Below are 25,965 nucleotides of genomic sequence, written 5' to 3'. Positions count from 1 at the left end.
TCGATCATGGCTGCTAAAGAAGTTAAATTCGGCGATTCCGCCCGCAAGAAAATGCTCGCCGGTGTCAACGTCCTGGCTGACGCAGTAAAAGCGACCCTGGGCCCGAAAGGCCGTAACGTGATCATCGAGAAGAGCTTCGGCGCTCCGACCATCACCAAGGACGGCGTTTCCGTAGCCAAGGAAATCGAGCTGAAGGACCGCTTCGAAAACATGGGCGCGCAGCTGGTCAAAGACGTTGCCTCCCGTGCCAACGATGACGCCGGTGACGGCACCACCACCGCGACCGTACTGGCTCAGTCAATCGTCAACGAAGGCCTGAAAGCCGTCGCTGCCGGCATGAACCCGATGGACCTCAAGCGCGGTATCGACAAGGCGACCATCGCCATTGTCAAGGAACTGAAGGGTCTGGCCAAGCCTTGCGCTGACTCCAAGGCGATCGCCCAGGTCGGCACCATCTCCGCCAACTCCGACAGCTCCATCGGCGACATCATTGCCGAAGCCATGGAAAAAGTCGGTAAAGAAGGCGTGATCACCGTCGAAGAAGGCTCGGGCCTGGAAAACGAACTGTCGGTCGTAGAAGGCATGCAGTTCGACCGTGGCTACCTGTCCCCATACTTCGTCAACAAGCCAGACACCATGACCGCCGAGCTGGACAGCCCGCTGATCCTGCTGGTGGACAAGAAGATCTCCAACATCCGCGAAATGCTGCCCGTGCTGGAAGCCGTTGCCAAAGCCGGCCGCCCACTGCTGATCGTGGCTGAAGACGTCGAAGGCGAAGCCCTGGCGACCCTGGTTGTGAACAACATGCGCGGTATCGTCAAAGTCGCAGCCGTCAAGGCTCCAGGCTTCGGCGACCGTCGCAAGGCCATGCTGCAGGACATCGCCGTACTGACCGGCGGTACCGTGATCTCCGAAGAGATCGGCCTGAGCCTGGAAAGCACCACCCTGGAGCACCTGGGTAACGCCAAGCGCGTGATCCTGTCCAAGGAAAACACCACCGTGATCGACGGTGCCGGCGTCGAGACTGACATCCAGGCTCGCGTGACCCAGATCCGCGCACAAGTGGCCGAGACTTCGTCCGACTACGACCGTGAAAAACTGCAAGAGCGCCTGGCTAAGCTGTCCGGCGGTGTTGCAGTGATCAAGGTCGGCGCCGGTTCCGAAGTTGAAATGAAAGAGAAGAAAGCCCGCGTTGAAGATGCCCTGCACGCTACCCGCGCAGCCGTCGAAGAAGGCGTGGTACCTGGCGGCGGCGTGGCACTGGTTCGTGCCCTGCAAGCCATCAGCGAACTCAAAGGCGACAACGATGACCAGAACGTGGGCATCCAGTTGCTGCGTCGCGCTGTAGAAGCACCGCTGCGCCAGATCGTTGCCAACTCCGGCGACGAGCCAAGCGTTGTGGTCGACAAGGTCAAGCAGGGTTCGGGTAACTACGGTTACAACGCTGCTACCGGCGAATACGGCGACATGATCGAAATGGGTATCCTGGACCCGGCCAAAGTGACTCGTTCGGCTCTGCAAGCGGCTTCGTCGATTGCCAGCCTGATGATCACCACCGAGGCGATGATCGCTGAAATCAAGGAAGACGCTCCAGCTGGCGGCGGCATGCCAGACATGGGCGGCATGGGTGGCATGGGCGGCATGATGTAAGCCAGCCTTACCCCTGTAGCGAAAAACCCCGCCTGCGAAAGCAAGCGGGGTTTTTTATTGCCTTGGATTTATGAACGACGCCAATCCCCTGTGGGAGCGAACTTGCTCGCGATAGCAGAGTGTCAGCTCATATATCCGGCACTGACCCACCGCTATCGCGAGCAAGCTCGCTCCCACATTGGGATGCGGTTCAGTTCAGGCATTGGCGGGACGGGTTACAGCTACGCGATCAGCCGTGGCGGCCGGTCGGTACAGGATGTAGTAGTAACACCCCAGGCAAATCAGCCAACAGAACACCGCCGTCCACACGTTATGGGAAAAGAAGTGCGCCCCTTGCATCATCCGCCCCAGGGAAAACACCGTGCCCAGGGTGAAGGCCAGTACCAAGGCCCGGCGGGCCAGGCGCGGGCGGCGGTCGCGCAGGACGAAGAACAGCGCAAACAATGTGAACCCGGTGGCGGCATGACCGCCGGGCCAGCAGCGGCCGGGCTTGTCGGTGGCCGGGCGCGGGCTGAGCAGTTCACTGTAGGTTTCCTTGCCGCCGAATTCCTTCAGGCTCCAGGGGCATTGCACAGCCGTCACGGCTTTCATCGGGGTGACGAAAGACGTCGCCAGTGCCAGGGACAGCACCAGGCAACCCAGCTCGCGTTTGAATGGTTTGAGCCGGGTGATGAAAAACGTGCCAATGAACCCGAGGATCGCCAGCACGGAGAACGCGATCACCACCTCCTTGGCTCGATCGTGCAGGATGTCCTCCAGAAAAAAACTGTGCCGACCGATAAAATCACCCGCCATCGGGTCGTAAAACAGCTTGGCCACGTCCATGTCCAGGGTGGTCAGTTCCAGCAGTACCAGAATGGCTGCGACAACGGCAGGCAGGCCCAAGGCAACCCGGAAATTCAGCGGCCTGGAAGCGGGGCGGTTGGCGGTGGAGACCATGGCAATACCTTTGATGGGAGTTTTCGTAAGCAGCGCGTTGCGCAGTCTGGCTTGCGCTGCGTTGGGGCGGTGTGAATGTTGGGTGAAAAACTTGTCAATGATCGCGCAGTCCTGTTCCTGAGTGCATTTGATCTTTGTGGGGGCGAGCTTGTTCACGAAGCGTCGACACATTCAACATGGATGGTGGCTGATCCACCACATTCGCGGGCAAGCTCGCTCCCACAGGGGGACCCGCGCTGCTACGGCGGATACAATCCTAGCCGTGAGCCACGCTTGGCCGTAAGCTGCGCGGGCCAAGCCAGCCGTTAACTGTGTACGCAGAGGTGCCCATGCGAATTCTATTGGTCGAAGACAACCGTGACATCCTGGCCAACCTGGCCGATTACCTGGGACTCAAGGGCTACACCGTCGATTGCGCCCAGGACGGTTTGTCGGGGTTGCACCTGGCGGCGACCGAACATTACGACCTGATCGTGCTCGATATCATGCTGCCAGGCATCGACGGCTACACCTTGTGCAAGCGCCTGCGCGAAGACGCCCGGCGCGATACGCCGGTCATCATGCTCACCGCCCGGGATCAGTTGGACGATCGCTTGCAGGGCTTCAAGTCCGGTGCCGATGACTACCTGATCAAACCGTTCGCCTTGTCGGAACTGGCGGCGCGAATCGAAGCCGTCATGCGTCGTGCCCAGGGCGGTGGCCGGCGGGCCTTGCAGGTCGGCGACCTGAGCTACGACCTCGATACCCTCGAAGTGACACGCGAAGGCAAGCTGCTCAAGCTCAACCCCGTCGGCCTGAAGCTGTTGGCGGTGCTGATGCAGAAAAGTCCCCATGTGCTGCGCCGCGAAATCCTCGAGGAAGCGTTGTGGGGCGACGATTGCCCGGACAGCGACAGCTTGCGCAGCCATGTCCATCAACTGCGCCAGGTGATCGACAAACCGTTCGAAAAGCCGTTGTTGCATACCGTGCACGGCGTCGGCTATCGCCTGGCCGAGGGCCGCGATGGAGTTTAAGCAAAGTCTCGCCCAACGGATCATCATCGCGTTTGCGCTGATGAGCGCATTGGTGGCCGGTGCGTTCGCCATGGGCATCGTGGCGACGGTCCATCTGGTTGAAGAGAAACTGATCTCCGCCGGGCTTGGCGGTGATTTGCAACGCCTGCTGTTGATGGACAGTGTCTCGGACTGGAACCATCGGCCGGAACCCGACCAGTTGTTTTATTTCAGCGGCGGCCCGGGGGATTTCGAGTTGCCCAAGGATCTGCGCCATCTGGAGCGCGGTTTCCACGAGGTGTTTCGCGAGCAGTTGTCCTATCACGCCATGGTCGAGATCGTTGACGGCCGGCACTACGTGTTGCTGCAAGACCAGAGCGACTTCGAAGAGCGCGAACGGGTGCTGTTCGCCGTGGTGCTGGTGGGGTTCGTACTCAGCCTGGCGCTGGCGGTATTTCTGGGCTGGGTCCTGGCACGCCGGGTGATGGCGCCCGTGGTTCGCCTGGCCCGGCAAGTGCGTCATCGCGACCAGCTTCTGGGGCTCGCGCCGCCGCTGGCCCCGGATTATGCCGCCGATGAGGTGGGAGAACTGGCGGTGGCGTTCGATGCCACACTGGGGCGTTTGCGCCAGGCCTTGACCCGCGAGCGGTTGTTTACCAGCGACGTGAGCCACGAGTTGCGCACACCGTTGATGGTCCTGGCGACTTCTTGTGAGTTGCTGTTGGAAAACCCGGCGCTGGACCCGCGCGGTCGTACCCAGGTCGAGCGCATCAATCGGGCCAGTGAAGAGATGCGCGAGCTGGTGCAGACTTTCCTGATGCTCGCCAGGGCCGAGCGGGAGGACAGCGGCATGTCGCCTCGGCTGACCCTGGGGCAGGTGGCCGAGAACCTCCTTGGCGTATGGCGTGCACCCATCGAATCCAAAGGCCTGACGCTGATCTTCGAACCCGGGCAAACCGTCGACACCCTGTATAACGCCACGTTCCTGACGGCCGTGATGGGCAATCTGTTGCGTAATGCCTTGCACTACACCGACCAGGGATTTATCCGTCTCACGTTGACCGCGACTGGATTTTTGGTCGAGGACAGTGGTGTGGGCATCCCGGAGGAGAAGCGTGAGGCGATGTTCGAACCATTCGTGCGCGGTAATGAACAGCGCGGCGAGGGACTGGGTCTGGGGCTTTCCTTGGTGCAACGGATTTGCGAAAACCAGGGCTGGACGGTGAGTCTCAGCACGATGGAGCCCAACGGTTGTCATTTTGAAGTCGAGCTGAATCCCAAGGGATAGAGGTTGGGGCTGGAAAAGTCTTGTAACTATTGGGTAGGCTGCATAACTTTTTTTTCACAAAGCGATGACAAGTGGATTCATAAGGTGGGGGCGATCAGTTATTGAGGCCCCCAACAATGTCCAAACCCATCAAGCTTGATTTTTCCGAAAAGTACGACGAGCAGCATGCTCGAAGGTATTTCCACAAGCATCGAAGCGGCTTGAGTCGCCGTCTGTCCAACCTGCGAGACCAACAACTGGCCCGTCGCGCATTGACGCTTGCGGGCGACCCCAGCCTGGTCCTGGACCTGCCGTGCGGGGCAGGGCGTTTCTGGTCGCTGTTGGCCGAAAAACCGAATCGGGTGATCATCGGTGCGGACAACTCCGAGGCCATGATCAAGACCGCAGTCGAGGCCCAACCGACCGATGTCGTGAAACGGGTACAACCCTTGCACACTTCTGCGTTCGACATCGCCTTGCCTGATAACGCCGTCGACAGCATTTTTTGCATGCGCCTGGTGCACCACATCGGTGAACCCGCGCATCGACTGGCGATTCTGAAGGAATTCGAGCGTGTCAGCCGTGACAGCGTGATCGTTTCCTTGTGGGTTGATGGCAATTTCAAGGCCTGGAAACGCAAGCGCCAGGAACGAATTCGTGGGCAGAAAAGCTACCAGAATCGATTTGTGTTACCGGTTGCTACAGTAGAGGAGGAGTTTCGGCAGGCCGGGTTCCGTATTCAGGAACGACTGGATTTTCTACCGCTCTATGCCATGTGGCGAGTTTATGTATTACGCAAGAGGTAAGGGCATGGGTGTACAGGCAGCAGAAGCATCAATGATTTCTCCCAATGACTTCGATTACTTCTGGAGTCAGCAGGGCGAATGGGTGGAAGAACCCAATGTTCGTCGTGGCGGTGAAAGCGGTGTGCAGCGGATTAAAGGCAAAGACGGCGAGGTGCTGTATACCAAGCGTCAGACCGGACACATTTATCGCGGCTGGCTGCACCCGCTCGGTCGACCGACCGTACTGCGTGAGCAGGATGCGCTCTTGGCGTTGACTCGGCTTGGTGTCCGCGTGCCTCAGCTCGTGTTCTGCGGTGCCCAACGGGACCCGGTCCATAAGTGGCGTGCGCTGCTGGTAACGAAGTCGCTCGACGGCTTTGAAGAAATCGAGCACTGGTATGCCGGTGGTGGGCGCGAGCGTCATGGCGAAGCGGTGCATGATCAAATCCTCCTGGCGCTGGCTGAAAACCTGGCCCACATGCACAAGGGACGCTGGCAGCATGGCTGCATCTATATCAAGCATGTCTTTGTGCGCGTGACCGGGGAGGGCGAGGCGGCTAAGGCCGAAGTAGCCCTGCTGGATTTTGAGAAGTGTCGCCAGCGTCTGACCGCCCGGCGTGCGGCCTCCCATGACCTGAAGCAACTGCGGCGCCATTCGTCGTTCAGCGATGCCGACTGGAAAAAACTCGTCTACTTTTATGAGACGGCGTTTGGCAGCGCTATCAAAGGTTTATAGCGATGAAACTAGAAATTGCTAGAGGTTTGTTTTTAGTCGGAGCCCTGGCAGTTACGTCGATGGCGGTGGCTGTGTGGGAACAGCCACGCTCGCAGATCCTCAGTGCCTCCAGTGCGGGTGCGCATTGTCCCCTGCCGCGTGTGGCAAAGGCGAGCGAGGCGATCCGACCGGACGATGATCTGCTGCTGTTCATGTTCAGCCTGTCCCAAGGGATGAGGCCTCAGAGTTGAACATCACGAAGCCAAAAAGGCCTCGCCTGTGCGAGGCCTTTTTTTTCCTGCCGCAATCTCCAGTCGAACACTAAAACCTGTGGAGAGGGAGCTTGCTCCCTCGCCACAAAAACCATCCAGTTCCCTTCTGGCCGCCTTCAGGGTTTATCGGGCCTGGCCAGCAGTGTGTAGACGCAGGGCAGCACAAACAGGGTGAACAAGGTGCCAATCGACATGCCCGTGGCGATCACCGTGCCGATGTCGAAGCGGCTCACTGCCCCGGCGCCTGTGGCGAAGATGAGCGGCACCATGCCGAACACCATCGCCGCGGTGGTCATCAGCACCGGTCGCAGACGAATCGACGCGGCTTGTTCCACGGCTTCGCGCGGCGACAGGTTCTGTTCCCTGCGCAACTGGTTGGCGAACTCGACAATCAGGATCCCGTGCTTGCTGATCAGGCCGATCAGCGTCACCAGGCCCACCTGGGTATAGATGTTCATGCTCGACCAGCCGAGGAACAGCGGAATCAGGGCACCGCAGATGGACAACGGCACGGTCACCAGGATCACCAGCGGGTCCCGGAAGCTTTCGAACTGCGCGGCCAGCACCAGGAAGATAATCGCCAGGGCCAGGGCAAAGGTCACCCACAACGCACTGCCTTCTTGTACGAACTGGCGTGAAGCCCCGGCGTAATCGAAGGCGAACCCCACCGGCGCTTCCTCCCGGGCGATCTGGCGGACGGTCTCGATGGCCTCGCCCATGCTCACGATGGGGAAGCCTGAAATCGTCACCGCATTGAGCTGCTGGAACTGGTTCAGTTGCCGCGGTCGCGCCCGGTCGCTGACCTTGATCAGGGTCGATAGCGGTAGCGATTCACCCTTGGCATTTTTCACGTAGTAATTGTTCAGCCAGTCCGGGTTGTCCCGGAACGGTCGTTCGACCTGGGCGATGACCTTGTAGCTGCGGCCTTCGAGGGTGAAGCGATTGATTTCTGACTCCCCCAGCAGCGTCGCCAGGGTGCCGCCCAGGTCCTGCATGGAAACGCCCATCTGGGCGGCCTTGGCGCGATCGATATCCACCACGACTTCTGGCTTGTCGAACGCAAGGTCAATGTCCATGAACGCGAACTTGCCGGAATCCAATGCGCGCTTTTTGACCCGGTCGGCAACCTCCAGCAGCGTTGCGTAGTCCTTCGGGGAGTTGATGACGAACGCGAACGGCAAGCCTTCGCCGGTGCCCGGCAGCGAGGGCAGGTTGAAGCCGAAGATCTGCAAGCCAGGCACGCTTTCCAGCTTGGCCTGGACCTCGGGCAGGATTTCCATCTGGGTGCGGTCGCGTTCGTTCCAGGGTTTGAGCAGGAAGCCACCGATGCCCGACTGCACGCCGTTATAGCCATTGATCTGGAACGAGGAGTAGTACTCCGGGAACTCCTTGAATATGGTAATGAACTGATCGGTATAGGTGTTCAGGTAGTCGAGGTTGGTGGGCTGCGGGGCGTTGGCCATCATGAAGATGATGCCCTGGTCCTCGTCGGGGGCCAGCTCGGACTTGCTGAACATGACCAGCACCGGGATCAGCAGCAGTACGATCACCGCGAACACCAGCACCACCGGCCGGGTGTTGAGCGTGCCATGGAGCATGCGCTGGTAACGGCTCTTCAAGCGTTCGAAGAGCATGTCCAGCCGATGGGCCAGCCCCGAGGGGTTTTCATCGTGGCGCAGGAGCAGGGCGCACATCATGGGCGACAGGGTCAGGGCGACGATCCCGGAGATCACCACCGCCCCGGCCAGGGTCAAGGCGAACTCCTTGAACAAGGCGCCCGTCAGGCCCTCGAGCAGGCCGATCGGTGCATACACCGCCGCCAGTGTGATGGTCATCGAGACCACCGGCATGGCGATTTCCCGGGCACCTTCTATCGCGGCGTCGAACGGGGTCTTGCCTTCCTCGATGTGCCGGTGAATGTTCTCCACCACCACGATGGCGTCGTCCACCACCAGGCCGATGGCGAGCACCATGGCCAGCAGCGTCAGCAGGTTCATCGAGTAGCCCATCAACTGCATGAAGAACATCACGCCGATCATCGACAGCGGGATGGTCACCACCGGGATGATCACCGAACGCAGGGCGCCGAGGAACAGGAACACCACGACGATGACGATCAGCACCGCCTCGAACAGGGTTTTCACCACCTCGTCGAGGGACGCCTGGATGAACAGGGTGGCGTCGTAGGCGATCTCGGCCTTGAGGTTGGTCGGGAGTTGCGCCTCCATCTCCGGCATGATCTTGCGCACTTCCTTGATCACATCCAGCGGGTTCGCACCCGGCGTGGCCTTGATCCCGATGTACACCGAGGGCGTGCCGCCGAACGAACTGATGGTGTCGTAGTTCTCGGCGCCCATCTCCACGCGGGCCACGTCCCGCAGCAACACGCGGCTGTCGCCGTCGGTCTTGAGCGGGATCGCGGCGAAGGCCTCGGCGGACTTGAGTTCGGTGTTGGCGTTGATGCTGGTGACGACGTATTCGCCTTTCACTTCACCGGCGGCGGAGAGGAAGTTGTGCTGGCGCACGGCATTGGTCACGTCGGCGGCGGTCAGGCCGAAGCCGGCGAGCTTGACCGGGTCCAGCCACAGGCGCATGGCGAAGACCTGGTTGCCGAGGATCTCCGCCTCGGCCATGCCGGGCAGTGTCGCCAGCTTGGGCTGGATCACCCGTGACAGGTAGTCGGTGATCTGCGGGTTGTTCAGTTCCTTACTGAAGAAGCTGATGTACATCAGCGCCGAGGCATCGGCGGCCTCGCGGCTGAGGACCGGGTCCTCGGCATCCTGGGGCAACTGGTTCTTGACCTCGTTGGCCTTGGCCAGCAGTTCGGTAAAGAGCCGGTCGCTGTTGGAGCCGATGCGGGCATAAACCGAAATCACCGAGAAATTCTGGCGACTGACCGAGGTCATGTAGTCGATGCCCTCGGCACTGGCCAGGCTCTGCTGCATCGGTTGGGTGATGTAGCCCTGGATGGTCTCGGCGTTGGCCCCGGGGTAGGCGGTGGTCACCGTGATCAGGGCGTTTTCCATTTGTGGATACTGACGCAGGGGCAGCTTGCTCCAGGCCTGGAAGCCCAGCAGTACGATCAACAGGCTGACCACGGTGGCGAGCACCGGGCGGCGGATGAACGGATCGGTAAAAGCCATGGGGGTTCCTTGATCAGTCCGCGCGCGGCGGGCTGTTCTGTTCGGTCAGGGTCTTGTCGTCGCTGATGGCGATCGGCGTACCGTTATCGAGCTTGATCTGGCCGGCGATCACGACTTGTTCGCCGCTCTGCACGCCTTCGGAAACCAGCACCTGCCCGTCGCGTCGCTCGCCGGTTTCAACGAAACGCCGTTCGGCGATCAGCACCGGCTGGCCCTTGCCGTCTTTCTCGACTGTGCCGTCGGCGGCTTTCTTTTGCGTCACCACGTACATGGAGTTGCCGTAGAGGGTGTAGGTCACGGCGCTTTCCGGCACGACGATTCCGGCGGCCACGTCCGGCAGGACCACCTGCAGGTTGGCGAACATGCCGGGCAGCAGCTTGCCGTCGGGGTTGGCCAGGGTGGCGCGTACCAGGACGTTGCGGGTGCTGTCCTCGACCTTGGGGTTGATCGCGCTGATGGTGCCGACGAAGGTCTGCCCGGGATAGGCCGAGACGCTGACGTTGACCGATTGGGCAACAGCGAGCCGGGGCACGTTTTGCTCGGGCACGTAGAAGTCCACGTACAGGCTGCTGAGGTCTTGCAGGGTGGCGATCACCGTGCCACTGGCCAGGTAGTCGCCGACATCCACCTGGCGAATGCCGATGGTGCCGCTGAACGGCGCCAGGATGTGTTTCTTGGCCAGCGACGCCTTGAGCTGGTTGACCGTGGCCTGGTTCTTCTTCAGTTGCGCCGAGAGCCGGTCGAATTCGCCCTTGGAGATCGCCTGGCTGCCCACCAGTTGTCGGCCGCGACCAAAATCCACTTGCGACAGGCCCAGGTCGGCCTCGGCGGTTTCCAGCAGGGCGCTTTCGACTTCGCTGTCCAGTTGCAGGAGCGGCTGACCGGCCTTGACCTTTTGCCCGGACTGGAACTGCACCTTCTGCACGGTCCCGGCGATTTCCAGGCTCAGGTCCACTCCTTGCAGCGCCTTCAGGCTGCCGACGGTGGGCAGGCGAGCCTGCCAGGGTTGCTGGGTGGCCGTGGCCACGGCGACGCTGACCGGAGGTTTCGGCTTGGAGAACGACTGGATCTGCTGGTAAACGGAGAAGGCCTTGTAGCCAGCGAGCAATAGCACTACCAGCAGGACAACACCCAACATGATCAGCATGCGGCGTCGCAGCATGTTCCACTTCCTTGGAAAGAGCTGAGAGAAAATACAGATAGGCGGGCACATTACTCTGAGTGTGCGGGCTATTCCAGATGCTGGCGGGCCCGTGGCGCGTGGGACTTTTCCGAAAAAACAGGGAGCTTGGCGCCGATAGCGCTTCGCTCCCTTGCTCAGGCCAGATGTAAATGGTTGTCCCAGAGACCTGCCGGCAGATCCAGGGGGTTTGCAACCAGTTGTGTCTGACGGCAATCGTAATAGCGGCAACGTCCTTGGCCCGACGTCACGACAAAACCGTCGGTCACCGCGCCGACACCGGCACAGTCCGGCAAGGGGGCATCCAGGCGGACCTCGCCACTGTCCAGGTCCCAGATGAAGAAGCGGTTGCCGCGTGGGGCGGTCAGGGCCACCAGGCGCAGGTCGCTGTGCACAGCGACGCTGGCGGTGTAGTGCCCCATGGCCTGCAATTGTTCTTCGGGCACCGGGAATGCCTGGAACGGCTGCCCTGGCCGCTTGATCGCCACCAGTTCCGACGATTCGTGGGCAGCGCCCATGAACTGCTGGCCGGAAACGATGGTGCCGTCACTGGCGATGCCGAGGTGGCGCACGCTGTTCATCGATTGGGCGAGGGTTTCCTTGCTCAGCAGAGTGCCATCGCGTTGCATCAGCACCAGGCTTGGCTCCATGGCGTCGAGGTTCATTTCGACCCGGCTTTCGGCCTCGGTGCGAATGCCACCGTTGGCCACCACCAGCGTCTCGCCATCGGGCATCCAGGACACCTGGTGAGGACCAATGCCATGGGTGGACATCTCGCCGCTGTGCACCAGCCGCTCGCCTTCGAAACGGTACACGCCCAATAGGCCGCGCCCCGGGTCGGTGGTGTCGTTCTCGGTGGCGTACAGCCATTCGCCGCTGTTATGGATGACCGCGTGGCCGTAGAAATGCCGGTTCGGCAACGAGGCGATGGTTTGCAGCAGCGCCCCGTCGCGCAGGTCGATCAAGTAGCTTTCGGTGCCTGGACGACGGGCGACGAACAGCGCAATCGGTTGCGTCGGGTGATGGATGATGTCATGGCAGCGTTGGCCGACCTGGGTGGCGAACACCCGCGTGCCGTCCAGTCGATAGCCGACGGCGTAATGCTTGCCGTCGCTATCGTCCCGTGCCGAAAGCAAGAGTGGGTGCTTGTCCTTTTGCTTGAACAGCGTCCAGCCGCCCAGGGTGACGGCGCCGAGCAGCAAGCTGCCCAGTGCCAGGACCTGACGTCGAAACATGATCAGTCACCGTCGTTGGCATTGAAGCCCAGTTGAATGCCCAGCGCCTTGGCCAGTTCGCCTTCGTGCAGGCGATGGACGACGTTGAGGCTGTCGTACAAATCGTTGAGTTGCTGGCGCCCGGCATCGTCGTTGAGCATTTCGGTCAACGAGCGCTGGCTGCTGGCGAACAGTTTCAAGGAGGCATCGTAGGCGGCGTCGATCTTGTCCGCCAACGGTTTCTGGTCGCTTGGCAGCAGGCCGCGCAGGCCCTTGTTGTCCACGCCGGCCCAGACGGTCCTGGCCGCGCTCAGGCTGGCTTCCAGCCCTTGCAACGACGACTGGCTGCGCCAGGCATCGGCCTGGAATGGCTGAGGTACGCCCTTGCTCTGGCGGCCCATCGGCGTGCCGAGTTTTTTCTTCAGCGTGTCCAGGGCCGTGACCTGCACGCGCAGCAGATCGGCGATCGCCTCATGGGAGTCGGCGTAGCGCTGGTTGGGGAACTTGCTCATCTGGGCGAGCATGCCGTCGTTGGCGTTCCAGCCCGACAGGATCTCTTCGGCCAGTTGTTTCTGGCGTTCGCCGATGGCGGTGAGCAGCGGGCAGTACTTGGCTTTCTGGGCGCTGTCGGCCATGTCGATTTTCGCGTCGAACAGCAGGTATTCGTAGGCCGAGAGCCCTTGTACGACCACGCTGGACTTGGCCAGGCCGGCGGCGTCGATCTGTGGCTGGCTGTTGACCAGTTGCTCGACCTGACGGCCCACCAGATTTTTCTTGTCCGGCCAGAACTGCACCTGCCAGGCGCGGTTGCCCTCGGCCAGCGGGCCGATCAACAGGGGTTGCAACTCGGCCCAGGCTTTTTGCGCCTTGAGGAAGTCGGCGCGGGCGGTGTCCAGGGTTTCCTTGCCTTGGCAGAACGCCAGGGCGCTGGTCGCCAGTTGCCGGTCGGCCTCGACCCAGCGACTGTAGGTCGGCAGGATCACTTGCTTGGCGATGGCGGCCGAGGTGACGGCTTGCGGGTCCTGGGGCGAGCAGGCACCGAGGGCGAGGGCGGCGAGGCTGGTGAACAACAGCTTGGGACGGAACATGTCAGGCTCCCATTTCTGGAAAAGGCATTTAAAGGGAATTCAGAAAGGCCAGCAACGCAGCGCGTTGCTCGGCATTGAACGCTAAAACCTGGCGTTGCGCCGCTTGTGCTTCGCCGCCATGCCACAGCACGGCTTCGAGCAGGTTGCGGGCACGACCGTCATGCAGGAACTGAGTGTGGCCATTGACGGTTTCGGTCAGGCCAATGCCCCACAACGGTGGGGTTCGCCAATCACGGCCGCTGGCCTTGAATTCGCTGCGATTGTCGGCCAGGCCTTCGCCCATGTCGTGCAGCAACAGGTCGGTGTAGGGGCGGATGACCTGGTTCGCCAGCTCCGGTTCGGCAGCATGGACGGACGTGGTGTATTTCGGTGTGTGGCAAGACTGGCAACCGGCCTGGAAAAACAGATTCTTGCCCGCCAGTACCTGGGGAGAATTCACCTCGCGGCGGGCCGGCACGGCGAGGTTGCGGCTGTAGAACAGCACCAGTCGCAGGATGTTGTCGCTGACTTCCGGCTCGCCGTCCGGGCCGTTGCCGCTGGGGGCGCGCTTGCAATCGACTTGGGTTTCGGTGCAGTCGTCGAAGGGCCGCAGGCTCGTCGTCAGCCCCATGTCACCGGAGAACGCATGGACGTTCTGTTGGTTGAGGTTGGGCTGCCCGGCTTTCCAGCCAAACCGTCCAAGTACGGTTTTCTGTTGGGCATCGTCCCAGACCTGGTTGGGGCGACCGGCGATGCCGTTGTTTTCCCGCGCCTGGGCTTGGGCGTTGGCCAGAATGGCTTCGTCGGGGATCGCCTCCAGCAACCCCAGGCCGATCATGGGCGGAGCGACACGGGCGGAAAAACGCGTGTCCGGGTGCATCGGCCCATAGGCCAATTGGGTGATGTGCAGGTTTGGCTTGCGCAGTTCCACGACGGTGCCGTCCTTGAAGCGCACCGGGACGGGGCTGTAATCGACCCGGACTTTACCTTCGGGAGCGACACCGGGGACGGACATGTCCTGCAACTGCCCACCGTAAACCGGCTCCGGCACCACCCCCAGTTGTTCGATGACCTTGGCGTAGGGCGGGGCATCGGGAATCGACAGGCGTACCAGCATCGACACCGCGCTGGCGGCGTCCGGCGCTGGCGGATGACCGCGACCGTCCTTGATGTGGCAGTTCTGGCAGGCGTTGGTGTTGAACAACGGGCCGAGGCCGTCCCGGGCGGTGGTGGTCGAGGGGGCGATCACCCACGGGCTGCGGAAGAAACTGTTGCCGACGCTGAAATCCACGCGCCGCGAAGGTGGCAGGTTGGCCGAGGGCAGGGAAAAGGCGTTCTGATCGCTCTTGCGAACCGTCGCGGCGCCACCGGAGCGGGCTTCACCCGGTTCGGCCTGGGTAAAACGCGGGGCGTCATCGCAGGCACTCAGGCCCAAGGCCATGAACAGTGCACATAAACGAAGAGGCAACGACGGCATCGGGCGACCTGGGAGAGAGGTGAAAAGAGGGCGCAAAGTCTAACAGGGCCGGGGAGTTTGAATAAGAGGAATTATCGTTTGGTTTGAGGCATAGTTTGATCCATTGTGGCGAGGGGATTTATCCCCGTTGGGGCGCGCAGCGCCCCCAAAAATGTGACGGTCCCCACGTCCTATCAGGCAGCTCAGGGGCCGCTTCGCAGCCCAGCGGGGATAAATCCCCTCGCCACAGATCTACCATGTGCCCGGTCCTACCAGTTAGATGAAGATTACGGTTGGACAACAGCCCCCGGCACCAGCGGCAGTTCCAGGGTCGCGACGAACCCACCGTCAGGATGGTTGCCCAGCACCAGCGCACCGCCATGGCGCTCGGCGGCACGACGCGCAATCGCCAGGCCCAGGCCATGGCCGGCGGCGGTCTGGCCGGGGGCGCGGTAGAACGGCTCGCCCAATTGCCCCAAGTGTTCGGCCTCCACGCCAGGCCCGTGGTCGCGCACGCTGATCAGGATCCGTTCGCCCTGGCGCGCCGCGCGCATCTCGATGGGTTGCCCGGTCGGATTGAAGCGCTGGGCGTTACGCAGCAGGTTGTCCACCGCTCGCTCGATCATGGTCGGCCAGCCCTTGAGGGTCAGGTCTGCCTCGGTTTCAAACTGCACGGTTTGCTCCGGTGACGCCAGTTGCGCATCTTTTTGCAGGGTGAACAGCAAACCGTTGAGGTCCATCTCTTCGGCGCTGGCGTTGTCGGCGTCGACCCGGGCCAGGACCAGGATTTCGCTGATCAACGCTTCCAGGCGATCGCATTCGCGGGTCAGGCGTGGCCAGAGTTTTTCACGTTCCTCGGGGCTGGCCCGTTCAGCCAATGCCAGGGCAATGCGCAGCCGGGCCAGGGGCGAGCGCAGTTCGTGGGACACGTCGCGCAGCAGTTGGCGCTGGCTGGCGATCAAGCTTTGCAGGCGTGCGCCCATGCGGTTGAAGTCGGTGGCCAGCACGCCGAACTCGTCTCGCCGGTTGGCCAGCTTGGCGAGGCTGTTCTGCTGATAGGCCGCCTGGCCCAGGTCATGCACCGCGCCGCGCAGTCGATTCAGTGGACGAGTGATGGAAAGCGTCACCAACAGGCTGAACAAGGTCAGCACCACCAGCGCGATGCCCAGTGCACTGAGGGGCCAGAGCAGGCTGCCGCGGTGCCAGGCGTCCAGTTCGGGATGGGGAATGCGGTAGATGAACAGGTACGTGTCGCCACTTTTGGCGCTGGTGAACTCGTCGGTCAGCCGCCGCCAGGGCAGGCGTCGGTCGTCGTTGTTCTGCCGGGCCTCGAAGGCCGCGGCACGATGGGGGAAGGTGCCGCGTACCACCGGGTCGCCGCTTTCGTTGAACACCTGGACGTCGATGTGATACTGGCGCTTGCGCTGTTGCAGGATCTCCTGGGCGGCATCCTCGCCCTGGGTTTCGTAGGTTTGCGTCCACTCTTCGGGCAGGGTATTGAGGCCCGGGTGACGGCTGAGGATCCAGGCGTCCTGGTTCAGCATATGGCCCATCAGGATGGAAAGCCCTGCAACCAGGGCGATGGCCAGCCAGAAACTGGCCAGGATGCGCCAGAACAATGAACGCACGATAAATCCTCGAAAACAAAGAAAGCCCAACGGTGATTGGCCGTTGGGCTGGGCAAGCCTCAGTGCATTATTGCGCTTTTTGCGGTTGTTGCGCTTTCCAGGCTTTGAACTCAGCCCACTCGGCGCGACGTTCGGCCTGTTTCTTCTGGATCGCGTCGAATTCCTTCTGCTGCTCAGGCTTCAACAGTCCGCGGATCTGGGCATCGACCTTCTGATGCCGGGCCTGCATTTCGTCCTGCATGGCTTTCTGGTCGGCTGGCGACAGCTTGGCCAGGTACTTGTCGATCAGTTCCCGTTGTTCGTGGCGCTGCTCGCCCATGATCCGGCGAATCTGCTGGCGTTGTTCGGGGCTCAGGTCCAGTTGGCCGTAGGGGCCTCTGTCGTGCATCTGGCCGCCGTGACGCGGGCCGTCCATCGGCCCCATCGGACCCATCGGGCCGGGGCCTTCGGGCATGGCCATGGCGACGGTCGGCAGGGCGGCAGCGAACATCAGAGCGATAAGGGTCTTGCGCATGGTGTGTCTCCTTGTCTCATTCCCGGTCAGTTCCGGATGTGTGCAGATTACGGAGATCAAGGTCAGCGGCGGTCAGGGGGGCGTAAAGCTTGGGTAAAGACGGTTTGATGACGAGCTTACAAAACAGTGGACGCAGAAAATGCGGCGAGGAGATTATTTGTGGCGAGGGGATTTATCCCCGCTGGGCCGCGCAGCGGCCCTCATGGTTTTATCTGATGCACCGCGGTGGCAGACACATCTGGGGGCGCTTCGCACCCCAGCGGGGATAAATCCCCTCGCCACAGGGGGATCATTTCCCCCGGTCCAAGCACGGAATCGGGGCAGTGTTCAAAGGCTGTAGTAATAACCCCGGCTACGCAGCGCCACGATGCGCGGGCGACCGTCGGGGTGGGGGCCGATTTTCTTGCGCAGGTTGCTCACGTGCATGTCGAGGCTGCGGTCGTACAGGGTCAGCTTGCGGCCCAGGGCGATCTGCGCCAGTTCCTGCTTGTCCAGCGGCTCGCCCGGTTGCTTGAGCAGTGCTTCGAGCAGGCGGCTTTCGGAAACGGTAAGGGTCTGTTCCTGTTCGTCGATGCTGACTACGCCACGCACCGGGCTGAAAGTCAGGTCACCCAGTTCGATCTGGCTGGACACCGCCGCCGGATGGCTGCGGCGCAGCACGGCGCGCAGGCGGGCGGTCAGTTCCCGTGGGTCGCAGGGCTTGGCCAGGTAGTCGTCGGCGCCCAGTTCCAGGCCAAGGATACGGTCCAGCGGCTCACCCCGGGCCGACAGCATCAGCACCGGCAGCTCCGGATGATCGTTGCGCAGTTGCTTGAGCAGTTCCAGGCCGCTGCCGTCGGGCAGCATCACGTCCAGGACCACGGCAGCCGGGGCGGTTTCGGCCAAGGCCTTGCGGGCACTCTGGCCATTGTGACAGGCGCGGACCTGAAACCCTTCCTGGCTCAGCCAACTCACGAGGAGCTCACACAGCTCCTGGTCATCATCTATCAGTAACAGCTCGCTCATGACTCACTCAATTTAGCCATTGCCGACGTTGTCTACGTCCACCGCTGGCAAAGATACCGCAGAGCAAGGCCAATAGCGCTACCCCGGCACCAATGACGAACCATTGCTGTTGATCGGTCAACAGGCGTGGCAGCGGGCTGGCCTGGGCTTCCTTGAGTTGCAGCTTCAGGCGCTGGTTCTCCTGGCGCAGCCGGGCTAGCACAGCGCTTTCGGCATTTTGCAGTTGTCTGCTCAGCTCTTCACGCTGGCGTTCGCTGTCTTTCAAGCGTTGCTGCAATTCGGCGATCTGGCCGCTGGCGCTCAAGGACAAGGGCGCCGAATGACTGCCCTCGGTGCTTTCCTCGCCATGGGCGGGCGCTCCGATCGCCAACGAGACCAACAACAGGCACAACGGACCTTTGCGCATTGCAACTCCTGAATTCCAATCGAGATTGGACAGGTTGTCGGCAGGCAAATGAGAAAGATGAGCAACGGCGGCAATGAGCCGTGAAGGCCCATCGCGCCAGGGAGGATTTACGGCAGGACTTGCTTGAACGGCTTGACCACGACATTGGCGTAGACGCCGGCTGCCACGAACGGATCGGCCTCGGCCCAGGCCTGGGCGGCGACCAGGGAGTCGAACTCGGCCACGATCAGGCTTCCGCTAAAACCGGCGGCGCCCGGGTCATTGCTGTCCACCGCCGGGTGCGGGCCGGCCAGCACGATGCGACCTTCGGACTTGAGCTGTTGCAGGCGCTCCAGGTGTGCCGGGCGCACGGCCAGGCGTTTTTCCAGGGAGTCGGCGACGTCGGTGGCAATGATTGCGTAGAGCATGTCAGTCCTCGGTTTTAGGCGTGGTGGGGTCGGCATCGTGCAGGTGACGGGACAGGTAGATGCCCTGGCCAATCAGGAACAGCAGCGTCATGCCCAGGCTGCCGAAGACCTTGAAGTCGACCCAGTACTCCTGGAACGTGAACGCAACGAACAGGTTGGCGGCGCCGCAGAACAGGAAAAACGCGATCCAGGCGATGTTCAACCGGGTCCAGATCAGTTCCGGCAGGTTGATGGCATGGCCCATGATGCGCTTGATCAGCAGTCGGTCACCGATGAAGTGGCTGCCGATGAACGCGAGGGCAAACAGCCAGTTGACCACCGGGGCCTTCCACTTGAGGAAGGTTTCGCTGTGGAACGCCAGGGTCAGGCTGCCGAAGACAAGGCAGGCGATCAGGGTCAGCCACTGGCTCTTCTCCAGCTTGCGCTGGGACACGAACAGCGCGCCGTAGACCACCAGGGAGCTGATGATCAGCACGGCGGTGGCGCTGTAAATACCGCCTACAGTCAAGGAGTGACCGGCGAAATCGACGGCCCGGGGATCAAGTTTGTAGACGATGAAAAACAGCAGGAGCGGGATGAAGTCGATGAATTGTTTCACAGTGGCAGCCAGAAGCAGGATGTGGCGGCATAATAACAAACATCCTTGGCCGCGATAGGGCCAGCTGATTTGAGGTCACAAACTCTCGTGAATGTTGATTTGCACTGCCATAGCACGGCCTCCGATGGCGCCCTGGCGCCTGCGGTTCTGGTGGCGCGGGCGTTCGAGCACGGCGTGCGAGTCCTGGCCCTGACCGATCACGACACCCTCGAGGGCCTCGACGAGGCCCGCAGCGCCGCCACCGCGCTGGGCATGCAGCTGGTCAACGGGGTCGAGTTGTCGTGTACCTGGGGCGGGGCGACCATCCATGTGCTGGGCTATGGTTTCGATGTGAATGCGCCGGCGCTGGTCCAGGCCATCGCACAACTGCGCGACGGGCGCTGGCTGCGGTCCGAAGAGATCAGCCGCAAGCTGGCCCTCAAGGGCATGCCCGGTGCGCTGGACGGCGCCCGGCAGATCCAGCAGGAACTGGGCGACAGCGGCAACGCCCCGGCCCGGCCACACTTTGCCGACTGGATGGTGCGCGAAGGGTTCGTCAAGGATCGCGCCGAAGCGTTCCGCAAATGGTTGGGGGCCGGCAAGCTGGGGGACGTCAAGCAGCACTGGCCGACCCTGGAAGAAACCGTCCAGACCCTGCGGGCCGCTGGCGCCTGGGTCAGCCTGGCGCATCCATGGCACTATGATTTCACCCGCAGCAAGCGCCGCCGCCTGGTTGCCGACTATATTCAAGCGGGGGGTCATGCCATCGAGGTGGTCAACGGCCATCAGCCTGCCGAGCAAGTGGGCAGCCTGGCGATCCTGGCCCGTGAGTTCGGCCTGCTGGTCACCGCCGGCAGTGATTTCCATGGCCCTGGGGGCTGGTCCGAGATCGGCGAATACCGCCCGTTGCCGGAAGATCTGCCACCACTATGGTGTAGATTCAAACATGATCCCGTTACCGCCGCCGTCTGAACAGGTAGAACACGTGAGTCAATTTTTCCAGATTCATCCGGAAAACCCGCAAGCGCGCCTGATCAAACAGGCCGTGGAAATCATTCGTGGCGGTGGCGTGGTGGTCTATCCCACCGATTCGTCCTACGCCATCGGTTGCCAGATCGGCGACAAGAATGCCGTGGAGCGTGTCAGACGCCTGCGTCAACTGGACGACAAGCACAATTTCGCGCTCATCTGCAGCGACCTTTCGCAGTTGGGCCTGTTCGCCAAGATCGACACCGGCACCTTCCGCTTGCTCAAGGCGCATTTGCCGGGGCCCTACACGTTCATTCTCAATGCCACCCGGGAAGTCCCGCGGCTGTTGCTGCACCCGAAAAAACGCACCATCGGCCTGCGGGTGCCGAGCCATCCCATCGCCCTGGCGCTGCTGGCGGAACTGGGTGAGCCGCTGATGAGCGTGACGCTGATCATGCCCGGCGAGACCGAGCCGTTGACCGATCCCTATGAGATGCGCCAGATACTCGAGCATCAGGTGGACCTGATCATCGACGGCGGTTTCGGCGGCATGTCGGCGTCCACGGTGATCAACCTGGCCGATGGCGAGCCCCAGGTGGTGCGCGTCGGGTGCGGCGATCCGACGCCGTTCATGGTCGAGGCCTGAATGTCCGCCGTGGAAACCGCCGTGGACAATGCCGACAGCCAGGCCGGCGCGCAGCAGGAGTTGCCGTTCGCCATGGTCTATGGCCAGGCGGTCATGGAAATGCCCCTGGACCTGTACATTCCGCCGGATGCGCTGGAAGTGTTCCTCGAAGCCTTCGAGGGCCCGCTTGACCTGCTGCTGTACCTGATCCGTAAACAGAACATCAATATCCTCGACATCCCCGTGGCGGAAATCACCCGCCAGTACATGGGCTACGTCGAGTTGATGCAGTCGGTACGCCTGGAACTGGCGGCCGAGTACCTGGTGATGGCCGCCATGCTGGCCGAGATCAAGTCGCGGATGCTGCTGCCGCGCTCGGCGGAGGTCGAAGCGGAAGAGGACGACCCGCGGGCCGAGTTGATCCGGCGCTTGCAGGAGTACGAACGCTTCAAGGTCGCCGCCGAAGGCCTCGATGGCTTGAACCGGGTGGGCCGCGATGTGGTGGTGCCCAAGCTCGATGCGCCCGAAGCGCGGGCGCGCAAGTTGCTGCCGGATGTGAGCCTGGAAGAACTGCTGATGTCCATGGCCGAGGTCCTGCGCCGAGGCGATATGTTTGAAAGTCATCAGGTCAGCCGCGAAGCGCTGTCCACCCGCGAGCGCATGAGCGATGTGCTGGAGCGGCTCAAGGGCGGCGGCTTCGTGCCGTTCGTCGAGCTGTTCACCGCCGAGGAAGGGCGGTTGGGGGTGGTGGTGACGTTTATGGCGATCCTGGAATTGGTCAAGGAATCCTTGGTCGAGCTGGTGCAGAATGAGCCGTTCGCAGCGATCCACGTGCGGGCACGAGCCGAATAACGAGCAAATCAATGAATCTGACTGAACCCCGCGAGCTGGCCCCATTGCTTGAAGCCTTCCTGTTGGCCTCGGGAAAGCCGCAATCGATGGAGCGCCTGTTCGAACTCTTCGAAGAAGGCGAGCGACCCGAGCCGGCCGTATTCAAGAAAGCCCTGACGCTGCTGGGCAAGTCCTGCGAGGGACGGGCTTTTGAGCTCAAGGAAGTGGCGTCCGGTTATCGCCTGCAGATCCGCGAGAAGTTCGCGCCCTGGGTCGGGCGCCTGTGGGAGGAGCGGCCGCAGCGCTACTCCCGCGCCATGCTCGAAACCATGGCGTTGATCGCCTATCGCCAACCGATCACCCGGGGCGAGATCGAGGATGTACGGGGCGTGGCGGTCAACAGCCATATCGTCAAGACGTTGCTGGAGCGCGAGTGGATCCGCGTCGTCGGCTATCGCGATGTGCCCGGCAAACCGGCGATGTTCGCCACCACCAAGGCCTTTCTCGATCACTTCAACCTGAAGAACCTGGATGACCTGCCGCCCCTGGCCGAACTGCGGGAGCTGGAGCCCGAGCCGGTGCTGGAGTTCGACGACGTGCCGGTGCCCCAGGGCTTGCAGGAACTGGCGGATGCCAGCGCCGAGCCTGAGGAGCCGAAGGAAGAGACCAGTTTCCACTCGTTGTTGCTGGAGCTGGACACCATGGAAGAAGGCCTCAAGACCGATTTCGACGACCTGCTGCGTGAGGGGCCTGGTCCTGGGGATGAGCCACCCGAGGCCGATAGCGAGGTGGAGCCTGCACCAGAGCCAGAGCCAGAAGCAGAACCGGAAGAGGACATCCTCGGCGTTGCCGAGGCCCGGGAAAAACTGCTGGCCGCCGTTGCCGCCCTCCAGCCGCCGGAACCCGAACTGAGCGACGAAGAAGCCGAAGCCCGGGCCCTGGCCGAGGCGATCGAGAACGAACGGCGCCAGTTCGACGATTGATCCCGCGTGCTGGAAAAACAATGCTGAAACCCCACTACCCCTGTGGGAGCGAGCTTGCTCGCGATAGCGGTCTGACAGCCAACATCATCGTTGAAAGTTAAACCTCTATCGCGAGCAAGCTCGCTCCCACAGGGGGTCATGCGGTGCATCATGAACTCCACCAAGAGCCTCTGCATTGCGCCACCGGTCGGCGGAAAAAGCGCTGGGCCTGGATTGATCAGCTAATCTCTGATGCGCAATCGCCTCAACAGGCGTATGATTCGCGACCCTTTGGCGATCCCTTCGTCCAAGACCCGTTTTCAAAGCGTCAGGCCCAGCGCCTGACCCGACCACACCGGGAGGTGCCCAGAATGAAAGACCTAGACCAGAACGACAGCCAGGAAATCGGCCCAGCAGGCGAGAAGCTGCAAAAAGTCCTCGCCCGTATCGGCGTCGGTTCGCGCCGTGACGTGGAAGCCTGGATCACCCAGGGCCGGATCAAGGTCAATGGCAAAGATGCCACCTTGGGCCTGCGTGTCGACATGCACGACGCCATCACCATCGATGGCAAGGTGATCAAGCGCGAAGAGGCCGCCGAAACGGTGCGCCGCGTGATCATGTACAACAAGCCCGACGGCGAGATCTGCACCCGTGACGACCCGGAAGGCCGTCCGACCGTGTTCGACAAGATGCCGCGTCCGAAAGAAGGCCGCTGGATCAACATCGGTCGCCTGGACATCAACACCACCGGTTTGCTGATGTTCACCACCGACGGTGAGCTGGCCAACCGTTTGATGCACCCGTCCTACGAGATGGACCGCGAATACGCCGTGCGTGTGCGTGGCGAAGTCGACGACGAGATGATCGAGCGCCTCAAGGCCGGCGTTGTGCTGGAAGACGGCCCGGCGCGTTTCACCGACATCAAGCAGGCGCCCGGCGGCGAAGGCTTCAACCACTGGTATCACTGCGTGGTGATGGAAGGCCGTAACCGTGAAGTACGGCGTTTGTGGGAATCCCAGGGGCTGGTGGTCAGCCGTCTCAAGCGCGTGCGTTTCGGCCCGGTGTTCCTCAACTCCGACCTGCCGATGGGCCGCTGGCGCGAAATGAGCCAGTACGAAGTCGACATCCTGGCCGCCGAAGTGGGTCTCAAGCCGGTGGCGATGCCGCAGATGACCGCCAAGAGCAAGGACAAGCTGGAGCGGATGCAGCGTAAATCCTCGCGCCCGATGGGCAAGACCGAGCGCGTGCGTACGCTGCGTCCGGCTGCTGAAGGTGTGGCGACCGGTCCGCGCCCTTCCCGCGAGCCGCAGATCGAAGGCGAACGCCCGGCCCGCAAGCCTGCGCCTCGTCAGGACGGTGAGCGTGGCCCACGTACGCCGCGTCCGGCCAATGGTCGGACCGAGCGCGGTGAAGGTCGCGGTGCTCCGGCAGGCCGCGGCACGCCAGTCGCAGATCGCCCGGCCGACACCAAGCGTCCGGCCAAGCCGGCGCCGAAAAAGCGTCCGGGTATCGTCCTGGCCGACCGCGACGCGCCATCGGGCAAGCGCCGTGGTGCACCGGCAGGTTCGGGACAGCGTCCGGGGTTCGGGCGTCGTAAGCCGGAGTGATCGGCAGCCGCCCATGAAAAAAGCCAACTTTCGAGTTGGCTTTTTTTTTGCCTGGCTTTTATTGATTCGGTGCCGGTGAGTCCGCCATCGCGAGCAAGCTCGCTCCCACAGGGGTCTTCAGCGAATGGAAGATTTACATTCAACGCCGTCCCACTGTGGGAGCGAGCTTGCTCGCGATGGCGGCATCAGCCTTGAAGAAATCCCAACCTAAAGCACAAACCGCCCATCGAATATCGGCTCGTTATCCAGCGCCAATACGCCGCTCTCGAAAATCAGATCCAGATGGTGGCTGCCCTTGGCCCCACCGCCGAGCCCCAGGTGCAAGCCGCAGTGGCGCTCCTCGAAACCGGCATTGCGGGCGTACAGGCTCTTGACCCCTTCGTTGGTGCCGATTCCCAGTTCCTCGATGCGGCGATTGGACGGGTTGGCGTCCAGGTACTTGTTGAAGTCGTGTTCCAGGCCCGGCACATCGGTGGCGATCTTCTGGATGGTGGAGTCTTCGATCCACAGCTCCAGCGGCGATTGCAACACGCCGTATTTACGTGCGAACGGGATGGTGCTCAGGAACGTGCCAACGAACTTCACCCGACCGTTGATAGTGTCACTGTGGGTGGCGATTTCGCCGGGGGCCAGGTCGTAGTTGCCGACCCCGTTGATGTCGGTCCATTTCTTCACGCCGCCCAGGGCGGTGTCGAAATATGAACCGTGGTCATCCTGGAAACTCAGGGTCGTCGCCTGGGACATGCGCCGGATCAGGTGACTGTTGAGCCCGGCGATGCGCTGGGGAATCACACTGAAGGTGTCGTAGAAATAATCGCCGTAGTCCTTGAACAGCAGCGATTTCTTCCAGTTGTCGGCCATCACGCCTTGCAGCGCACGGACAAAGTCCGGGCCGTCGGGACGTGGGTTGGCCAGAGTGGAAGAGTCGTAGAAGAAAATATACAGATCGCTGTCGGCAATGGCCTTGGACAGGCGCTCCGTGGATTCGAGGTCCAGTCGCATGGCACTGAACCGGAAGGGCGAGCCGCTGTCCGCCTGCTCGGCAATGGCGCCGGTCAGCGCTTCGTAGTCAGCGGTATGACCGAGCAACACCTTGGCGGGCTGAATGCCGGCCAGGGCGGGGTGGTGTTCGAGGTAGTAAAGGAAATGTGAGATGGCTCGTTGTGTGTCCATGCTTATTCTTCCCTGACAAGTTCATTTGACTTCCCTGACAACCGGCAAAAAGTGGCGGAGTCGACCGGCCGGATCGCCTCCGCCGGGCGGTGCCTACAGAGGCCACATCGCCGTGCCGAACGGAACGACGGCGTCGGCTTGCATCATTTCAACAGCGGCTTCATGGGTCGGAGCTTCAAACCATTCGTCCAGTTGCAGTTCGGTTTCCAAGTCTTTGTCCAGTGCTTGCATAGTGAATCTCCTAGATGACTTTTACGGAAATCAGCGGACCGATTCGGCGAGTGGAAACAGGCCGACAACGGCACCGCAGAACTTGTCGGCACGATGCCTTGGCAAGTCGCTGAAAACCTAGTCGAGGGTTTTTTGGATTGCAAAAAAATAATTTATTTTTTTTCGTTTGAACTTTTTGTTCCATTTTCACCGACAGCATTACTCATTCAAAAACAGCTGCCTGGGTGTTTTTTTTAAATAGGTAGCTACCTACCGTCAATTTGCAGTCAGCCTACGGAAAATTCCTACTTGGAAAGTTTGCGTGACAGTTTGTAAAGAAATGCTGACGAAAAAGGCCGGCCCAGAGGGCC

General features: G+C 61.7%; 25 protein-coding genes. 11 read left to right on the top strand and 14 right to left on the bottom strand.

What is annotated here, in order from left to right; all coding sequences use genetic code 11:
• The first annotated feature begins 6 nt into the window (after window positions 1-6).
• Window positions 7-1,650, top strand: coding sequence for a chaperonin GroEL (gene groL / locus BM321_RS06445; protein ID WP_092252066.1), 1,644 nt, complete (start codon window positions 7-9; stop codon window positions 1,648-1,650).
• Between the two features lie 195 nt (window positions 1,651-1,845).
• On the opposite strand, the gene BM321_RS06440 is transcribed toward groL, so the two are convergent.
• Complete coding sequence (locus BM321_RS06440; protein WP_092442009.1) at window positions 1,846-2,589, bottom strand: phosphatase PAP2 family protein; 744 nt, start codon at window positions 2,587-2,589, stop codon at window positions 1,846-1,848.
• A 329-nt stretch (window positions 2,590-2,918) separates the two neighbouring features.
• On the opposite strand from BM321_RS06440, the gene colR reads away from it, so the two are divergent.
• From colR to BM321_RS30765, 5 genes are all read left to right on the top strand, one after another.
• Entirely contained in the window at window positions 2,919-3,602 is a 684-nt protein-coding gene (gene colR, locus BM321_RS06435; protein ID WP_024779529.1) for a two-component system response regulator ColR, read from the top strand.
• On the top strand, window positions 3,592-4,869 hold the full coding sequence (locus BM321_RS06430; protein ID WP_092441932.1) for a sensor histidine kinase: 1,278 nt from the start codon (window positions 3,592-3,594) through the stop codon (window positions 4,867-4,869). Before colR ends, BM321_RS06430 begins: the two co-directional genes overlap by 11 nt.
• 116 nt (window positions 4,870-4,985) lie before the next feature.
• A complete protein-coding gene (locus BM321_RS06425) occupies window positions 4,986-5,654 on the top strand; it encodes a class I SAM-dependent methyltransferase (protein ID WP_092441931.1) in 669 nt (222 codons plus the stop codon).
• Between the two features lie 4 nt (window positions 5,655-5,658).
• The gene (locus tag BM321_RS06420; protein WP_092441930.1) at window positions 5,659-6,369 is read left to right on the top strand and encodes a lipopolysaccharide kinase InaA family protein; all 711 of its coding nucleotides are present in this window, start codon (window positions 5,659-5,661) and stop codon (window positions 6,367-6,369) included.
• 2 nt (window positions 6,370-6,371) lie between these two features.
• Entirely contained in the window at window positions 6,372-6,599 is a 228-nt protein-coding gene (locus BM321_RS30765; RefSeq protein ID WP_092201589.1) for a hypothetical protein, read from the top strand.
• Window positions 6,600-6,736: 137 nt separating this feature from the next.
• Here BM321_RS30765 and BM321_RS06410 read toward each other — a convergent pair whose 3' ends face one another.
• The 11 genes from BM321_RS06410 to BM321_RS06360 all read right to left on the bottom strand — a co-directional run bounded on the left by BM321_RS06410 (window position 6,737) and on the right by BM321_RS06360 (window position 19,238).
• Window positions 6,737-9,763, bottom strand: coding sequence for a multidrug efflux RND transporter permease subunit (locus BM321_RS06410; RefSeq protein WP_092441929.1), 3,027 nt, complete (start codon window positions 9,761-9,763; stop codon window positions 6,737-6,739).
• A 13-nt stretch (window positions 9,764-9,776) separates the two neighbouring features.
• Window positions 9,777-10,925, bottom strand: coding sequence for an efflux RND transporter periplasmic adaptor subunit (locus BM321_RS06405; RefSeq protein WP_092441928.1), 1,149 nt, complete (start codon window positions 10,923-10,925; stop codon window positions 9,777-9,779).
• Between the two features lie 155 nt (window positions 10,926-11,080).
• Complete coding sequence (locus BM321_RS06400; protein WP_092441927.1) at window positions 11,081-12,178, bottom strand: DUF1513 domain-containing protein; 1,098 nt, start codon at window positions 12,176-12,178, stop codon at window positions 11,081-11,083.
• A gap of 2 nt (window positions 12,179-12,180) precedes the next feature.
• Window positions 12,181-13,245 (bottom strand): imelysin family protein, encoded by a 1,065-nt coding sequence (locus BM321_RS06395; RefSeq protein WP_092334313.1) that lies wholly within the window; start codon window positions 13,243-13,245, stop codon window positions 12,181-12,183.
• 28 nt (window positions 13,246-13,273) lie between these two features.
• The gene (locus tag BM321_RS06390) at window positions 13,274-14,701 is read right to left on the bottom strand and encodes a di-heme oxidoreductase family protein (protein WP_092441926.1); all 1,428 of its coding nucleotides are present in this window, start codon (window positions 14,699-14,701) and stop codon (window positions 13,274-13,276) included.
• A gap of 266 nt (window positions 14,702-14,967) precedes the next feature.
• The gene (locus BM321_RS06385; protein ID WP_092441925.1) at window positions 14,968-16,308 is read right to left on the bottom strand and encodes a sensor histidine kinase; all 1,341 of its coding nucleotides are present in this window, start codon (window positions 16,306-16,308) and stop codon (window positions 14,968-14,970) included.
• Between the two features lie 67 nt (window positions 16,309-16,375).
• Window positions 16,376-16,822 carry a Spy/CpxP family protein refolding chaperone gene (locus tag BM321_RS06380; RefSeq protein WP_092441924.1) on the bottom strand — a complete coding sequence of 149 codons (447 nt, stop codon included), beginning with the start codon at window positions 16,820-16,822 and terminating at the stop codon, window positions 16,376-16,378.
• 327 nt (window positions 16,823-17,149) lie between these two features.
• Complete coding sequence (locus BM321_RS06375; protein ID WP_092333493.1) at window positions 17,150-17,827, bottom strand: response regulator transcription factor; 678 nt, start codon at window positions 17,825-17,827, stop codon at window positions 17,150-17,152.
• Window positions 17,828-17,834: 7 nt separating this feature from the next.
• Window positions 17,835-18,233 carry an SH3 domain-containing protein gene (locus tag BM321_RS06370; protein WP_092441923.1) on the bottom strand — a complete coding sequence of 133 codons (399 nt, stop codon included), beginning with the start codon at window positions 18,231-18,233 and terminating at the stop codon, window positions 17,835-17,837.
• Window positions 18,234-18,340: 107 nt separating this feature from the next.
• Window positions 18,341-18,640, bottom strand: coding sequence for a YciI family protein (locus BM321_RS06365; protein WP_060740968.1), 300 nt, complete (start codon window positions 18,638-18,640; stop codon window positions 18,341-18,343).
• 1 nt (window position 18,641) lies between these two features.
• The gene (locus BM321_RS06360; protein WP_003204874.1) at window positions 18,642-19,238 is read right to left on the bottom strand and encodes a septation protein A; all 597 of its coding nucleotides are present in this window, start codon (window positions 19,236-19,238) and stop codon (window positions 18,642-18,644) included.
• A gap of 87 nt (window positions 19,239-19,325) precedes the next feature.
• Between BM321_RS06360 and BM321_RS06355 the strand changes: the two genes are divergently transcribed.
• From BM321_RS06355 to rluB, 5 genes are all read left to right on the top strand, one after another.
• Window positions 19,326-20,189 (top strand): PHP domain-containing protein, encoded by an 864-nt coding sequence (locus tag BM321_RS06355; RefSeq protein ID WP_060740970.1) that lies wholly within the window; start codon window positions 19,326-19,328, stop codon window positions 20,187-20,189.
• Between the two features lie 13 nt (window positions 20,190-20,202).
• A complete protein-coding gene (locus BM321_RS06350) occupies window positions 20,203-20,832 on the top strand; it encodes an L-threonylcarbamoyladenylate synthase (protein WP_053124883.1) in 630 nt (209 codons plus the stop codon).
• Window positions 20,833-20,964: 132 nt separating this feature from the next.
• Window positions 20,965-21,663 (top strand): segregation and condensation protein A, encoded by a 699-nt coding sequence (locus BM321_RS06345; protein WP_175459510.1) that lies wholly within the window; start codon window positions 20,965-20,967, stop codon window positions 21,661-21,663.
• An 11-nt stretch (window positions 21,664-21,674) separates the two neighbouring features.
• The gene (gene scpB, locus BM321_RS06340; RefSeq protein ID WP_092333503.1) at window positions 21,675-22,625 is read left to right on the top strand and encodes an SMC-Scp complex subunit ScpB; all 951 of its coding nucleotides are present in this window, start codon (window positions 21,675-21,677) and stop codon (window positions 22,623-22,625) included.
• Window positions 22,626-22,975: 350 nt separating this feature from the next.
• Window positions 22,976-24,211 carry a 23S rRNA pseudouridine(2605) synthase RluB gene (gene rluB, locus BM321_RS06335; RefSeq protein ID WP_003178780.1) on the top strand — a complete coding sequence of 412 codons (1,236 nt, stop codon included), beginning with the start codon at window positions 22,976-22,978 and terminating at the stop codon, window positions 24,209-24,211.
• 207 nt (window positions 24,212-24,418) lie between these two features.
• Here the strand turns inward: rluB and BM321_RS06330 are convergent, their stop codons facing one another.
• Window positions 24,419-25,384, bottom strand: coding sequence for a M29 family metallopeptidase (locus tag BM321_RS06330; protein WP_092441922.1), 966 nt, complete (start codon window positions 25,382-25,384; stop codon window positions 24,419-24,421).
• A gap of 93 nt (window positions 25,385-25,477) precedes the next feature.
• Window positions 25,478-25,615, bottom strand: a complete 138-nt coding sequence (locus tag BM321_RS30455) for a hypothetical protein (protein WP_003178782.1) — start codon at window positions 25,613-25,615, stop codon at window positions 25,478-25,480.
• Between the last annotated feature and the right edge of the window lie 350 nt (window positions 25,616-25,965).

It is taken from the genome of Pseudomonas sp. NFIX10, assembly GCF_900111955.1.
Lineage (GTDB): Bacteria > Pseudomonadota > Gammaproteobacteria > Pseudomonadales > Pseudomonadaceae > Aquipseudomonas > Aquipseudomonas fluorescens_AA.
The sequence above is the reverse complement of the archived record's forward strand: the minus strand, read 5'-3'. Positions and strand labels throughout refer to the sequence as shown.

Coding starts and splice junctions, on each gene's coding strand:
- BM321_RS06330 (WP_092441922.1), bottom strand. CDS start 25,384: ATGGACACACAACGAGCCATCTCACATTTCCTTTACTACCTCGAACAC.
- BM321_RS06380 (WP_092441924.1), bottom strand. CDS start 16,822: ATGCGCAAGACCCTTATCGCTCTGATGTTCGCTGCCGCCCTGCCGACC.
- BM321_RS06425 (WP_092441931.1), top strand. CDS start 4,986: ATGTCCAAACCCATCAAGCTTGATTTTTCCGAAAAGTACGACGAGCAG.
- BM321_RS06440 (WP_092442009.1), bottom strand. CDS start 2,589: ATGGTCTCCACCGCCAACCGCCCCGCTTCCAGGCCGCTGAATTTCCGG.
- BM321_RS06420 (WP_092441930.1), top strand. CDS start 5,659: ATGGGTGTACAGGCAGCAGAAGCATCAATGATTTCTCCCAATGACTTC.
- BM321_RS06410 (WP_092441929.1), bottom strand. CDS start 9,763: ATGGCTTTTACCGATCCGTTCATCCGCCGCCCGGTGCTCGCCACCGTG.
- BM321_RS06400 (WP_092441927.1), bottom strand. CDS start 12,178: ATGTTTCGACGTCAGGTCCTGGCACTGGGCAGCTTGCTGCTCGGCGCC.
- BM321_RS30455 (WP_003178782.1), bottom strand. CDS start 25,615: ATGCAAGCACTGGACAAAGACTTGGAAACCGAACTGCAACTGGACGAA.
- BM321_RS06390 (WP_092441926.1), bottom strand. CDS start 14,701: ATGCCGTCGTTGCCTCTTCGTTTATGTGCACTGTTCATGGCCTTGGGC.
- BM321_RS06375 (WP_092333493.1), bottom strand. CDS start 17,827: ATGAGCGAGCTGTTACTGATAGATGATGACCAGGAGCTGTGTGAGCTC.
- BM321_RS06405 (WP_092441928.1), bottom strand. CDS start 10,925: ATGCTGCGACGCCGCATGCTGATCATGTTGGGTGTTGTCCTGCTGGTA.
- BM321_RS06395 (WP_092334313.1), bottom strand. CDS start 13,245: ATGTTCCGTCCCAAGCTGTTGTTCACCAGCCTCGCCGCCCTCGCCCTC.
- rluB (WP_003178780.1), top strand. CDS start 22,976: ATGAAAGACCTAGACCAGAACGACAGCCAGGAAATCGGCCCAGCAGGC.
- BM321_RS06370 (WP_092441923.1), bottom strand. CDS start 18,233: ATGCGCAAAGGTCCGTTGTGCCTGTTGTTGGTCTCGTTGGCGATCGGA.
- BM321_RS06430 (WP_092441932.1), top strand. CDS start 3,592: ATGGAGTTTAAGCAAAGTCTCGCCCAACGGATCATCATCGCGTTTGCG.
- groL (WP_092252066.1), top strand. CDS start 7: ATGGCTGCTAAAGAAGTTAAATTCGGCGATTCCGCCCGCAAGAAAATG.
- BM321_RS30765 (WP_092201589.1), top strand. CDS start 6,372: ATGAAACTAGAAATTGCTAGAGGTTTGTTTTTAGTCGGAGCCCTGGCA.
- scpB (WP_092333503.1), top strand. CDS start 21,675: ATGAATCTGACTGAACCCCGCGAGCTGGCCCCATTGCTTGAAGCCTTC.
- colR (WP_024779529.1), top strand. CDS start 2,919: ATGCGAATTCTATTGGTCGAAGACAACCGTGACATCCTGGCCAACCTG.
- BM321_RS06365 (WP_060740968.1), bottom strand. CDS start 18,640: ATGCTCTACGCAATCATTGCCACCGACGTCGCCGACTCCCTGGAAAAA.